Source organism: Kangiella sp. (assembly GCF_014762745.1).
In the GTDB taxonomy this organism is placed as follows: Bacteria; Pseudomonadota; Gammaproteobacteria; order Enterobacterales; family Kangiellaceae; genus Kangiella.
Genome location: NZ_JABURJ010000083.1, coordinates 1 through 13,520 on the forward strand (window position 1 = coordinate 1; position 13,520 = coordinate 13,520).

A 13,520-nucleotide genomic window follows, 5' to 3' on the forward strand; every position below is an offset into this window, starting at 1 on the left:
TTGCGATCCGTGAAGGCGGTCGTACAGTAGGCGCTGGTGTTGTTGCTAAAATTATTGAATAATCAATTGCAATTCAATTAAGGCAGGGTATAATTCCCTGCCTTAATTTTTGACAACCAGTTTTAGGCCAGTAGTTCAATTGGTAGAGCGTCGGTCTCCAAAACCGAAAGTTGGGGGTTCGAGTCCCTCCTGGCCTGCCACTATTTTCTAGTTTTCGAAAGTAAGTGGCTGATACTAAAGGTTTATTTCATGAGCGCACAGGCGACAAATACAGGTTCTAAATTGGACGGTTTGAAGTGGCTACTTGCCTTCGCGTCAATCGCGGCGGGGATATGGGGCTTCAATTTTCTGTCTGAAGAGTCAATTTTAATTCGCACAGCTGTTGTGTTAGTGTCCGTAATTGTGGCAATAGCCATCGCTATGGCTACCGCAAAAGGGCAAGCGTTTTGGAAGTTTGCTCGTGAAGCACGCACAGAGTTGCGTAAAGTTATTTGGCCAACCTCGAATGAGACGGTTAGAACAACCATCATGGTAATCATTATGGTGATCCTGCTTGGATTATTCCTGGCGCTAATCGATTGGCTGATAAATAGCTTTTTAATTAGTCCGATCATCGGCTAGGAGTTCTTGCATGGCACTACGTTGGTACGTTGTACAGGCCTTTTCAGGCTATGAGAACAAAGTCAAAACCATGCTGGAAGAGCGTATCCAGTTATCTGGTTTACAAGATAAATTTGGTGAGATTCTTGTTCCTACTGAAGAAGTGGTAGAGATGAGGGCTGGCCAGAAAAGACGTAGTGAGCGTAAATTTTTTCCAGGTTATGTTCTGGTTCAAATGGAAATGGACGAAGAATCCTGGCAGGTTGTTCGTAATACACCACGCGTTATGGGCTTTATTGGCGGCACTTCTGACCGACCAGCTCCAATCAGCGAGAAAGAAGCCAATGCGATCCTGAATCGTATCGAAGACAGTGGTGATAAGCCGAAGCCTAAAGTATTGTTTGAGCCTGGCGAAATGGTTCGGGTTACTGATGGTCCGTTTGCGGACTTCAACGGTGTCGTAGAGTCAGTAAACTACGAGAAAAGCCGTTTACAAGTGTCTGTCTCTATCTTTGGACGCTCAACTCCTGTAGAATTGGAGTTCAGCCAAGTCGAAAAAGGCTAGGCATTTAAACTGATTCAGCGCATCTCTGTTTGGGAAACCAACACGGGGAGCGCTTTATTGTCTTTGTAAAAAAGACATTTTTTGTTAAATCGGGGAGCTAGGATAACTAGCGTTCGAACCCACACAGAGGTGAATCATGGCTAAGAAAGTCGAAGCTTATATTAAGCTACAAGTAGCAGCCGGTATGGCTAATCCTAGTCCACCAGTTGGTCCTGCCTTGGGTCAGCATGGTGTTAACATCATGGAATTCTGTAAAGCTTTTAACGCGCAGACAGAAAAAGTGGAAAAGGGTCTTCCTATTCCAGTTGTTATTACTGTTTACAACGATCGTAGCTTTACTTTCATTACTAAAACCCCTCCAGCAGCGGTTCTTATCCTTAAAGCATTAGGCCTTAAGTCTGGTAGTGCAACTCCAAACACTAAGAAAGTGGGTAAGATCACTCGCGCTCAGTTGGAAGAGATTGCAAAAACTAAAGAGCCTGATTTGACTGCTGCGGATATGGATGCGGCCGTTAAGACAATCGCTGGCACAGCACGCTCAATGGGCGTTGACGTAGAGGGTTAAGATAATGGCTAAAATTTCAAAACGTATTCGCGCCATCAATGAGAAAGTTGCTGGTCGCACAATCTTTTCAGCTGAAGAAGCTATTCAGTTGTTAAAAGAAGTTTCTGCTGTAAAGTTCGACGAAAGTGTTGAAGTTGCAGTAAATCTTGGTATCGATCCTCGTAAATCTGACCAGGTTGTACGTGGTGCTACCGTTCTTCCAAATGGTACTGGTAAAGACGTTCGTGTTGCAGTGTTCACCAACAATGTTGATGAAGCTAAAGCTGCGGGCGCAGATATTGCCGGTATGGACGATTTGGCTGAAGAAGTTAAGAAAGGCAACTTGGACTTTGACGTTGTAATTGCTAGCCCGGACGCAATGCGTGTGGTTGGTCAATTAGGTCAAATCTTAGGTCCACGTGGCTTAATGCCAAACCCTAAAGTGGGTACGGTAACTCCTGATGTAGCAACTGCTGTTAAAAATGCTAAAGCTGGTCAGGTTCAATACCGCGCAGATAAGAACGGTATCGTTCATGCTGCAATCGGTAAAGTAACATTTGATAGCAATGCGTTGCTAGAAAACTTAACCAGTCTTCTAATCGCATTGAAAAAAGCTAAGCCAGCTTCATCAAAAGGTACTTATATGAAGAAGATTTCTCTTTCTTCAACTATGGGTCCTGGTTTAGCAATCGATCAGTCAAGCTTATCGCTTAAAGACTGATTATAAGGGCTTTGGGTTTCCTGGGGTGTGAAAGCAATTCAGGGAACCGTCAAAGACCGTAGGTACTGGTGAATCGCTTATCACTCGTGATTACGACGAACTGGTTTAATCATTGCCTACGCAGACGGTGAGACCTTGATGAAACTTTTTTAAGTGGAATCGTTCACCGTAACTCAAAGGATAAGGCTTGCCTTATCAAACGTAAAACTCGACCGGAGCGTAAGCGAAGGTTCGAAAAACTGGAGGTGAACTAGTGGCACTTGGACTTGAAGGCAAAAAGGCGATTGTTGCTGAAGTAAATACAGTAGCAAAAGACGCCCTTTCAGCCGTAGTAGCTGAGTACCGCGGTTTAACAGTTGAGCAAATGACTGCGCTTCGCGTGAAAGCACGTGAAAGCAACGTTTATGTGCGCGTTATTCGTAACACGCTTGCTCGTCGTGCTGTTGAAGACACTGAGTTCGCTTGTATGCAAGATGCATTAACTGGTCCTTTGGTTTATGCGTTCTCTATTGATGCACCTGGTGCAGCTGCGCGTCTTTTCAAAGACTTCGCCAAAGAGAACAAACAACTTGAAGTGACTGGTATTGCTATTGGTGGTGAGTTACACGGTCCTGAGCGTCTTGACGCTGTGGCTGCCTTGCCAACAAGAGACGAAGCACTTGCTACATTGATGATGGTTATGAACGCACCTATCACCAAACTTGCTCGTACTTTCAAGGAAGTACCTGCCAAAGTTACTCGTGTGGTTGCTGCTGTTCGCGATCAAAAACAAGCGGCTTAAGACTCTTAGTTCGAGATCTGTTTAACCGTAGTTTTAACATTTTGTTAATTTTAAATTTAAATACCCAGGAGACTAGAAATGGCTCTATCTAAAGATGATATCTTGAACGCTATTGCTGAAATGAGCGTAATGGAAGTTGTTGAACTTGTTGAAGCAATGGAAGAAAAATTCGGTGTTTCTGCTGCCGCTGCTGTTGCAGTAGCTGGCCCAGCTGCTGGCGGTGACGCTGCTGCAGCCGCAGAGCAAACTGAATTTGACGTGGTAATGAAAAGCTTCGGCGGTAACAAAGTAGCTGTAATTAAAGCTATCCGCGGCATCACTGGTCTTGGTTTGAAAGAAGCTAAAGACATGGTTGAAGGCGCTCCTGTTGCTGTTAAAGAAGGTGTTGAGAAAGCAGAAGCTGAAGACATCAAGAAGCAATTGGAAGAAGCTGGCGCAGAAGTTGAAATCAAGTAATAACTTTATTACTTGGTGTCAATATTCGACAGCAAACAGTCCAAAATGGCTGGTGACTTAGTCACCGGCCTTTTGCCGTTTTAGCGGCAAGTGGTTAAGAGCCACACTAAGTAGATATTTCTACGCAATATATCACTGGTTAAAAGCTAGCTAGCCGAGGAACCCGCATGGCATATTCATACACTGAGAAAAAGCGAATCCGCAAGGATTTTGGTCGACGTTCCAATATTCTCGATGTGCCTTATCTTTTGGCAATCCAAAAAGATTCATACCGTGAATTTCTTGAGCCAAGAGGCGATGAAGATTCAGGTTTGGACTCAGCGTTCAAGTCTATTTTCGCAATTGAAAGTTATTCAGGTAACGCCGCACTGGAATACGTTGGATATTCATTGGGCGAACCTGTCTTTAATGTTAAAGAATGTCAAATTCGTGGCATCACCTATGCTGCGCCACTTCGCGTTAAAATCCGCCTGGTCATCTATGATAAAGACTCTAAGACCAAGAAGGTAAAGGATATTCGCGAGCAAGAAGTATTCATGGGCGAACTACCGTTGATGACAGAAAACGGTACTTTCGTAATTAACGGTACTGAGCGCGTTATTGTTTCTCAGTTGCACCGTAGCCCTGGTGTTTTCTTCGACTCTGATCGTGGTAAAACACACAGCTCAGGTAAATTATTGTATCAAGCGCGAGTGATTCCTTACCGTGGTTCATGGTTAGACTTCGAGTTTGATCCGAAAGATATGCTTTACGTGCGAATCGACCGTCGCCGTAAATTGCCAGCGTCGATTATTCTTCGCGCATTGGGTTATAGCACCCAGGACATGCTTGACATGTTCTTTGAGCGCAACAACTTTTATATCACCAAGAAAGGTGATGTTCAGCTTGAGCTGATTCCTTCACGCTTACGTGGTGAGACTGCAACTTTTGAAATTAAAGCCAAAGGTAAAGTGGTTGTTGAAGAAGGTCGTCGTATTACTCCTCGACATATTGCACAACTTGAAAAAGCCGGTGTTAAGAAACTGGATGTACCTACTGAGTATATCTATGGCCGCGCCTTGGCAACTGACATCATTGATAAAGAGTCAGGTGAAATAATTGCAGAAGCCAATGCTGAGATTACAGAAGAAATCCTTCAGCAGATGATTGATGCGGGTGTAACTGAAGTTCCAACGCTTTACACCAATGATTTGGACCATGGTCCTTACATGTCAGATACCTTGCGCATCGATTCAACACGCACACCGCTAGAAGCAAAAGTCGAAATCTACCGCATGATGCGTCCTGGCGAGCCGCCAACTCAAGATGCTGCAGAAGCGTTATTTGAAAACTTGTTCTTCAATCTTGAGCGTTATGACTTATCACGCGTTGGCCGTATGAAGTTCAACCGTCGTGTGGGTCGTGATGAGATTGAAGGTGAAGGCACTCTTTCTAACGAAGATATCATTGATGTTATAAAAACGTTAATTGATATCCGTAACGGTAACGGTACCGTGGACGATATTGACCACTTGGGTAACCGCCGTATACGTTGTGTAGGTGAAATGGCTGAAAACCAATTCCGTGTTGGTTTGGTTCGTGTTGAGCGTGCTGTAAAAGAGCGTTTATCACAGGCCGAAAGTGAAAACTTGATGCCACAGGATCTGATTAACGCCAAGCCAGTGTCGGCTGCCGTTAAAGAATTCTTCGGTTCTAGCCAGTTATCTCAGTTTATGGATCAGAACAATCCATTGTCGGAGATCACTCACAAACGCCGTGTCTCTGCATTAGGCCCAGGTGGTTTGACGCGTGAGCGTGCGGGCTTTGAGGTTCGTGACGTACACCCAACTCACTATGGTCGTGTCTGTCCGATTGAAACTCCAGAGGGTCCAAACATTGGTTTGATTAACTCTTTGGCGTGCTATGCCAGAACAAACCAATACGGTTTCCTCGAAACTCCTTACCGCCGAGTCGCGGATGGCAAACCGACTGCTGAAGTGGATTATTTGTCAGCAATCGACGAAGGCAAGTTTGTAATTGCACAGGCAAACGCCAACTTAGATAAAAATGGTGCATTCTCGGATGACCTGGTTCCATCACGTTTCCAGGGCGAGTTTATGTTAGCCACGCCAGAACAGGTTCAATATATGGACGTCTCGCCACAGCAGATCGTATCGGTTGCGGCAAGTATGATTCCATTCCTTGAACACGATGATGCGAACCGTGCATTGATGGGCTCCAACATGCAACGTCAGGCTGTGCCAACCTTACGTGCCGAGAAGCCACTAGTTGGTACCGGTATGGAAAGAACTGTGGCGGTCGACTCAGGTGTAGTTGTGGCCGCTAAGCGTGGCGGCATTGTCGATCAGGTTGATGCTAGCCGTGTCGTTATCCGCGTTAATGAAGACGAAGTTGGTGATAACGATTCTGGTGTTGATATTTATAACTTCACCAAATACACGCGTTCTAACCAGAACACTTGTATCAATCAGCGTCCAATCGTTAAGCAGGGTGATATTGTTGCGCGTGGTGATGTATTGGCTGATGGCCCATCAACTGACCTTGGTGAGCTAGCACTTGGCCAAAACATGCGCGTAGCCTTCATGGCCTGGAACGGTTATAACTTCGAGGATTCGATCCTTATTTCTGAGAAAGTGGTACAGGAAGATCGTTTCACCAGTATCCACATTCAGGAACTTACCTGTATTTCTCGTGATACTAAGTTAGGTCCTGAAGAAATTACCGCGGATATTCCAAACGTCGGTGAGAGTGCTTTAAGCAAGCTTGATGAGTCAGGTATTGTTTACATTGGTGCAGAAGTTAAGCCTGGTGATATCCTGGTCGGTAAAGTTACACCTAAAGGTGAAACTCAATTAACTCCTGAAGAAAAGCTATTGCGTGCTATCTTCGGTGAAAAAGCATCAGACGTTAAAGATACCTCTTTGCGTGTCGGCACTTCGACTCACGGTACAGTTATTGACGTTCAGGTCTTTACTCGCGATGGCGTTGAGAAAGATGCCCGTGCAAAAGAAATTGAGAATGCTGAAGTAGCAAGAGCTAAGAAAGACTTGAACGATGAGTTCCGCATTCTGGCTGAAAGCATTTATCAGCGTGCTCGCAACCTGGTTATGGGTTGTGTTGGCGAAAAAGGTCCGAACAAGTTCAAGAAAGGCAGCAAAATTACTGCTGACTACTTAGATAGTCTTGAGCCTGCTCAATATCTTGAGATCCAGTTGCGTGTTGAAGAAAAGCAGCAAGCGCTTGAGAGCTTGGCTAACTATCTTGCTGAACAACGTAAAGAGTATGACAAGAAGTTTGAAGTTCAGAAGCTGAAAATCACTCAGGGTGATGACTTGGCTCCTGGCGTTCAGAAAATCGTTAAGGTTTATCTGGCCGTCAAACGTCGTATCCAGCCCGGCGACAAAATGGCGGGTCGTCACGGTAACAAGGGTGTTATTTCAACCATTGTTCCGATTGAAGATATGCCATACGACGAAAATGGCGAGCCAGTCGATATCGTATTGAATCCGCTGGGCGTACCTTCGCGTATGAACATTGGTCAGATTCTTGAAACGCATCTGGGCTGGGCAGCAAAAGGTGTGGGTATCAAGATTGGTGAGTTACTGGATACCGGTAAAGCACCAAAAACTGTACGTACCTTCTTGAATAAAGTTTATAACCATCGTGACGGCAAGGCTGTTGACCTGTCAGAAATGACCGATGACGAAGTAATGGCAATGGCTGCTAATCTGCGTGATGGTGTGCCAATGGCAACTCCAGTATTTGATGGTGCTTCGGAGGAAGACATTCATGCTATGTATGAGTTGGCAGAGCTTCCGAAAACCGGTCAAAGCTGGTTGTATGATGGCCGTACCGGTGACCGCTTTGAGCGTCCAGTAACGGTTGGTTATATGTATATGTTAAAGCTGAACCACTTAATTGACGACAAGATGCACGCTCGTTCAACAGGTTCGTACAGCTTGGTAACACAGCAACCACTAGGTGGTAAAGCACAGTTCGGTGGTCAGCGTTTCGGTGAGATGGAGGTGTGGGCACTGGAAGCTTACGGTGCTGCTTATACCTTGCAAGAAATGCTCACAGTTAAATCGGATGATGTGAATGGTCGTACCCGCATGTATAAAAACATTGTGGATGGTGATCATCGCATGGAGCCGGGTATGCCTGAGTCATTCAATGTATTGACTAAGGAAATCCGCTCATTGGCGATTAACATTGAGCTTGAGCACGAAGATTAAGCACTGGCGACTCCATCGGCTCCACTTGAGTAGTGGAGCCATTAGGGTAAAGGTTTTAACTCCATTAGGAGAGCGATTGTGAAAGACTTATTAAATTTTATTAAGCAGCAGAACCAGTCCGAAGAGTTTGATGCGATCCGTATTGGCTTGGCATCACCGGACCAGATCCGCTCTTGGTCTTTTGGTGAAGTAAAAAAGCCAGAGACAATTAACTATCGTACCTTTAAACCGGAACGTGACGGTTTATTCTGTGCCAAAATCTTTGGCCCAGTAAAAGATTACGAGTGTTTGTGTGGTAAATACAAGCGATTAAAGCACCGCGGTATTATTTGTGAAAAGTGTGGTGTTGAAGTTACCTTAACCAAGGTTCGCCGTGAGCGTATGGGCCATATCGATTTGGCTTGTCCGGTTGCGCATATCTGGTTCCTGAAATCATTACCAAGCCGTATCGGTATGTTGCTGGATATGACTTTGCGTGATATCGAGCGTATTCTTTACTTCGAAGCATTCGTAGTAACTGAGCCAGGCATGACTACGTTAGAAGCTGGTCAGATGCTTAGTGAAGAAGGTTACCTTGATGCACTTGAAGAGTTTGGTGATGACTTCGAAGCTAAGATGGGTGCTGAAGCAATCAGTGCTTTATTGGATCTGATTGATCTGAAAGAAGAAGCTCAGCGCATTCGTGAAGAAGAAATTCCTTCAACCAATTCAGAAACCAAGCTAAAAAAATTAAGCAAGCGATTGAAGCTTCTAGAAGCCTTTATCGATTCAGGCAATGATCCACAGTGGATGATCATGACCGTATTGCCTGTACTTCCACCAGATTTACGTCCTTTGGTTCCATTGGATGGTGGTCGCTTTGCAACTTCTGATCTTAACGATTTATATCGTCGTGTGATCAACCGTAACAACCGCTTGCGTCGCTTGTTGGATCTTAATGCTCCAGACATTATTGTCCGCAACGAAAAGCGTATGTTGCAGGAATCGGTTGATGCATTGCTAGACAATGGTCGTCGCGGTCGTGCTATTACTGGTTCTAACAAGCGCCCATTGAAATCGCTTGCTGACATGATTAAAGGTAAGCAGGGTCGTTTCCGTCAAAACCTTCTAGGTAAACGTGTTGATTACTCTGGCCGCTCTGTAATCGTTGTTGGTCCAACATTGAAATTGCACCAGTGTGGTCTTCCTAAGAAAATGGCACTTGAGTTATTCAAACCATTTATCTATAGCAAGCTTGAGTTACGTGGCTTAGCTACGACGATCAAAGCTGCCAAGAAAATGGTTGAGCGTGAAGAGCCTGTCGTTTGGGATATTCTGGAAGAAGTCATTCGTGAGCATCCGGTACTACTTAACCGTGCTCCAACACTTCACCGCTTAGGTATTCAGGCTTTCGAACCAGTACTGATTGAAGGTAAAGCGATTCAGCTACACCCTCTGGTTTGTGTTGCCTACAACGCCGACTTTGACGGTGACCAGATGGCGGTACACGTGCCATTGACTATCGAAGCTCAGCTAGAAGCTCGTGCTTTGATGATGTCTACCAACAATATTTTATCACCAGCTAATGGTGAGCCGATCATCGTTCCTACACAGGACGTTGTACTAGGCTTATATTACTTAACGCGTGATCGCGTTAATGCCAAAGGTGAAGGCATGATCTTCTCAGACGCTGATGAAGTTCAGCGCGCCTATGCAAATGGGGTCGTTGATTTGCATGCCAAAGTTAAAGTTCGCCTGCCGATGGTTGATATTGCCGAAGATGGCACTAAAACAGCCCGTATTGAGCTGGCCGAAACAACGGTTGGCCGCTCACTGCTATGGGGTATTGTGCCAGACGGTATCAGCTTTGAGCTGGTCAATAAGCCAATGACCAAGAAAGCAATTTCGAAGTTGGTTAACACCTGTTACCGTGAGTGTGGTTTGAAAGCAACGGTTATTTTTGCTGACCAATTAATGTATACCGGTTTCAGCTATGCAACGCGCTCAGGTACCTCGGTAGGTATTGAGGATATGTCGATTCCAGATGCCAAAGCCGAAATTATTGAAGCTGCCGAAAAAGAAGTTGCTGAAATTCAGGACCAGTTTAACTCTGGCCTGGTAACTCAGGGCGAGCGCTACAATAAGGTTGTTGATATCTGGTCGCATACCAATGAAAAAGTTGCGAAGGCAATGATGGATTTTATCGGCACCGAAGAGGTAGTTGATAAAGAAGGTAATACGGTTCGTCAGCCATCGTTCAACTCAATCTTTATGATGGCCGATTCAGGCGCTCGTGGTAGTGCCGCTCAGATTCGTCAGCTCGCTGGTATGCGTGGTTTGATGGCAAAACCGGATGGTTCGATTATCGAGATGCCGATTACGGCAAACTTCCGTGAAGGTCTGGACGTATCTCAGTACTTTATTTCAACTCACGGTGCTCGTAAAGGTTTGGCCGACACTGCATTGAAAACCGCGAACTCAGGTTACCTGACTCGTCGTCTGGTTGATGTTGCTCAAGATATGGTTATTACAGAACATGACTGTGGTACCGAAGAAGGTGTTTACATGTCGCCGCTGATTGAAGGTGGTGATGTTGTAGAACCATTGAGTGAGCGTGTACTTGGTCGTGTTGTTGCTGAGCATGTTTACGTGCCTGGTACCGACGAAGTATTAGCAGAAGCTGGAACCCTGCTTGATGAAAAATGGGTAGAAATTCTAGAACAGAACTCAGTAGATCAGGTAAAGGTTCGTTCTGTAATTACCTGTGAAACCCGAAATGGTGTTTGTGCTGCCTGTTATGGCCGTGATTTGGCTCGTGGCCACATCATCAACCAGGGTGAGGCAGTTGGTGTAATCGCTGCTCAGTCAATTGGCGAGCCGGGTACTCAGTTAACGATGCGTACCTTCCACATTGGTGGTGCGGCATCGCGTGCATCTGCAGATAACAATGTACAGATTAAAAACGATGGTGAAATTCGTCTTAAAAATGCGAAGACCGTTGAGCGTCAGGACGGTAAGTTAGTTATCGTTTCTCGTTCTTCAGAGTTGAACGTGATTGATGAATATGGCCGTGAGCGCGAGCGTTACAAGGTTCCTTATGGTGCCGTGCTAAGCACTAAAGAAGGTGAGAAGGCTAAAGGTGGCGACATTGTAGCTAACTGGGATCCGCACACTCACCCAATTATTGCCGAGCTGGATGGTAAAATTCAGTTTGTGGACATGATTGAAGGCGTTAACATCGAGCGTCAGACTGATGAGTTAACAGGTCTTAGTTCAATTGTTATTACTGAGAACAAACAACGCAGTGGTAGCAAGAGCTCAGATGTTAAACCAGCTATTAAGTTGATTGATAAGAAAGGTAAGGACTTGTATATCCCGGGCACTGAAATGCCAGCGGTATATTTCTTGCCGACCAACGCTATCGTCAGCTTGGAAGATGGTGCAGAGGTAAATATTGGTGATGCAATTGCCCGTATTCCTCAAGAAAGTTCAAAAACAAAAGATATTACCGGTGGTCTGCCACGTGTGGCCGACCTGTTCGAAGCGCGTAAACCAAAGGAGCCAGCAATTCTTGCTGAGATCTCAGGTACTGTAAGCTTCGGTAAAGAAACTAAAGGTAAGCGTCGCTTAGTCATCACTCCCCAAGACGGTGGCGATACCTATGAAGAGCTAATTCCTAAATGGCGCCAGCTTAACGTTTTCGAAGGTGAGAAAGTTGAGAAGGGTGAGGTGGTATCTGACGGTGCAGATAACCCACACGATATTTTACGCTTGAAAGGAATTACTGAGCTTGCGCGTTACATTGTTAACGAAGTGCAAGAAGTCTACCGTCTGCAAGGCGTAGGCATTAACGATAAGCACATCGAAGTGATTATTCGCCAGATGTTGCGTAAGTGTATTGTCACTAACCCAGGTGATTCACTCTTCCTGAAAGGTGATCAGATGGAAGTAGTTCGAGTGCTTGAGGAGAATGACAAGCTTATTGAAGCAGGTAAAGAACCAGTACAGTTTGAACGTGTACTTATGGGTATTACCAAAGCTTCATTGGCTACTGAGTCCTTTATTTCTGCGGCTTCCTTCCAGGAAACCACGCGCGTACTTACCGAAGCAGCAGTCAATGGTAAGACAGATGATTTACGTGGCTTGAAAGAGAACGTAATCGTCGGACGTCTGATTCCAGCGGGTACAGGTCTAACCTACCATGCGGAACGTCGTCGTAAACGTGCGGAGTCAATGATTGAAGACTTTGGGCCATCGGCAGACGAAGTTGAGCAGGCATTGTCCGACGAGCTCAGCTCAATTAATGAGGGTGAGGACTGATAAAAGCGTCAGCATGGCTAAATGATCAAAGTTTAACCATGCTTGACTTTAAATCATGACCTCTTTAGAATAGCGCGCCCTAGAGTTATCGGCGCGCAAGTTTGGCGTGAACTAGATATAGAGATTTTATTAAATGGCTACAATTAATCAGCTAGTAAGAAAACCTCGCAAGAAGCAGGTAAAAAAGACAAACGTTCCTGCATTGGAAGCTTGTCCGCAACGTCGTGGCGTTTGTACTCGTGTTTACACCACTACGCCTAAAAAGCCAAACTCGGCTTTGCGTAAAGTAGCTCGTGTACGTCTAACCAACGGTTATGAAGTATCTTCATACATCGGTGGTGAAGGCCACAACCTACAAGAGCACAGCGTAGTACTTATCCGTGGCGGTCGTGTAAAAGATTTGCCAGGTGTACGTTACCACTGTGTTCGCGGTACCCTTGACCTTGCAGGTGTTAAAGATCGTAAGCAGGGCCGTTCTAAGTACGGTGCAAAACGCCCTAAAGGCTAATTTCCTATTGCTGCGTTAATTGATTTTTTATTTCAGCAACTCGTTGGCTTCTCTTATAGAGAGTTTTACGCCAACATCGCTTTATAAAAAATCAATTGCCTTGCACTAGAAAATTAACAGTAAGTTATTGTTTTACTTACTTTGGTTTTAATGTCTTTGACATATTGAAGCCATACAATTAGAGAATAGTCTAGTAGCTGACCGTCCGGTCGGCTATTTCACTATGTGAGTAAGGCCAGATAAGAAACGTAACAGCTTATTCTGGATTATCCTGAAGTTACACATGCATGAGGAAAATTAACATGCCAAGAAGACGTGTTGTCGCGAAACGCGAAATCCTTCCTGATCCTAAGTTCGGAAGTGAATTGTTAGCGAAGTTCATCAACGTTTTGATGCAAGACGGTAAAAAGTCTACTGCTGAAAAAATCGTTTACGGTGCTTTGGACATTATCACTGAGAAAAAATCAGGTGAAGAGTCATTAGAATTATTTGAGAAAGGCTTAGATAACATCCGCCCTATGGTGGAAGTTAAGTCTCGCCGTGTAGGTGGTTCTACTTATCAGGTACCTGTTGAAGTACGCCCCGCGCGTCAAACAGCGTTAGCCATGCGTTGGTTGACTGAAGCTGCTCGTAAGCGTAGCGAAAAGTCAATGCGTGAGCGTTTAGCTGGCGAAGTACTTGATGCATTGGAAGGCCGTGGTTCAGCTGTTAAGAAGCGTGAAGATGTTCACCGTATGGCTGAAGCTAACAAAGCTTTCTCACATTTCCGTTGGTAATCCAAGGAGTTTATTGTGGCACGTAAAACCCCTAT

Annotated in this window: 10 protein-coding genes and 1 tRNA gene; all 11 read left to right on the forward strand. The window is 45.1% G+C overall.

The window, feature by feature from the left end; genetic code table 11:
* The first annotated feature begins 124 nt into the window (after positions 1-124).
* Positions 125-200: transfer RNA gene (locus HUJ19_RS05730), tRNA-Trp, on the forward strand.
* Between the two features lie 49 nt (positions 201-249).
* The gene (gene secE / locus HUJ19_RS05735; RefSeq protein ID WP_290622743.1) at positions 250-621 is read left to right on the forward strand and encodes a preprotein translocase subunit SecE; all 372 of its coding nucleotides are present in this window, start codon (positions 250-252) and stop codon (positions 619-621) included.
* A 10-nt stretch (positions 622-631) separates the two neighbouring features.
* The gene (gene nusG, locus HUJ19_RS05740) at positions 632-1,165 is read left to right on the forward strand and encodes a transcription termination/antitermination protein NusG (RefSeq protein WP_290622744.1); all 534 of its coding nucleotides are present in this window, start codon (positions 632-634) and stop codon (positions 1,163-1,165) included.
* 136 nt (positions 1,166-1,301) lie between these two features.
* A complete protein-coding gene (rplK, locus tag HUJ19_RS05745) occupies positions 1,302-1,730 on the forward strand; it encodes a 50S ribosomal protein L11 (RefSeq protein ID WP_018625104.1) in 429 nt (142 codons plus the stop codon).
* Positions 1,731-1,734: 4 nt separating this feature from the next.
* The gene (gene rplA / locus HUJ19_RS05750; protein WP_018625105.1) at positions 1,735-2,430 is read left to right on the forward strand and encodes a 50S ribosomal protein L1; all 696 of its coding nucleotides are present in this window, start codon (positions 1,735-1,737) and stop codon (positions 2,428-2,430) included.
* A gap of 253 nt (positions 2,431-2,683) precedes the next feature.
* Positions 2,684-3,211 (forward strand): 50S ribosomal protein L10, encoded by a 528-nt coding sequence (rplJ, locus tag HUJ19_RS05755; protein WP_106645958.1) that lies wholly within the window; start codon positions 2,684-2,686, stop codon positions 3,209-3,211.
* A 78-nt stretch (positions 3,212-3,289) separates the two neighbouring features.
* Positions 3,290-3,667, forward strand: coding sequence for a 50S ribosomal protein L7/L12 (rplL, locus tag HUJ19_RS05760; RefSeq protein WP_018625107.1), 378 nt, complete (start codon positions 3,290-3,292; stop codon positions 3,665-3,667).
* A 167-nt stretch (positions 3,668-3,834) separates the two neighbouring features.
* Positions 3,835-7,902 (forward strand): DNA-directed RNA polymerase subunit beta, encoded by a 4,068-nt coding sequence (rpoB, locus tag HUJ19_RS05765; protein WP_290622745.1) that lies wholly within the window; start codon positions 3,835-3,837, stop codon positions 7,900-7,902.
* 78 nt (positions 7,903-7,980) lie between these two features.
* Positions 7,981-12,201 carry a DNA-directed RNA polymerase subunit beta' gene (gene rpoC, locus HUJ19_RS05770; RefSeq protein ID WP_290622746.1) on the forward strand — a complete coding sequence of 1,407 codons (4,221 nt, stop codon included), beginning with the start codon at positions 7,981-7,983 and terminating at the stop codon, positions 12,199-12,201.
* A 133-nt stretch (positions 12,202-12,334) separates the two neighbouring features.
* The gene (gene rpsL, locus HUJ19_RS05775) at positions 12,335-12,709 is read left to right on the forward strand and encodes a 30S ribosomal protein S12 (RefSeq protein ID WP_018625110.1); all 375 of its coding nucleotides are present in this window, start codon (positions 12,335-12,337) and stop codon (positions 12,707-12,709) included.
* A 302-nt stretch (positions 12,710-13,011) separates the two neighbouring features.
* Positions 13,012-13,485 (forward strand): 30S ribosomal protein S7, encoded by a 474-nt coding sequence (gene rpsG / locus HUJ19_RS05780; protein ID WP_012800368.1) that lies wholly within the window; start codon positions 13,012-13,014, stop codon positions 13,483-13,485.
* The last annotated feature ends 35 nt before the right edge of the window (positions 13,486-13,520 follow it).

Bases quoted from the DNA above. Each gene is read 5' to 3' on its own strand.
- secE (WP_290622743.1), top strand. From the start codon at position 250: ATGAGCGCACAGGCGACAAATACAGGTTCTAAATTGGACGGTTTGAAG.
- nusG (WP_290622744.1), top strand. From the start codon at position 632: ATGGCACTACGTTGGTACGTTGTACAGGCCTTTTCAGGCTATGAGAAC.
- rplK (WP_018625104.1), top strand. From the start codon at position 1,302: ATGGCTAAGAAAGTCGAAGCTTATATTAAGCTACAAGTAGCAGCCGGT.
- rplA (WP_018625105.1), top strand. From the start codon at position 1,735: ATGGCTAAAATTTCAAAACGTATTCGCGCCATCAATGAGAAAGTTGCT.
- rplL (WP_018625107.1), top strand. From the start codon at position 3,290: ATGGCTCTATCTAAAGATGATATCTTGAACGCTATTGCTGAAATGAGC.
- rpoB (WP_290622745.1), top strand. From the start codon at position 3,835: ATGGCATATTCATACACTGAGAAAAAGCGAATCCGCAAGGATTTTGGT.
- rpsL (WP_018625110.1), top strand. From the start codon at position 12,335: ATGGCTACAATTAATCAGCTAGTAAGAAAACCTCGCAAGAAGCAGGTA.
- rpsG (WP_012800368.1), top strand. From the start codon at position 13,012: ATGCCAAGAAGACGTGTTGTCGCGAAACGCGAAATCCTTCCTGATCCT.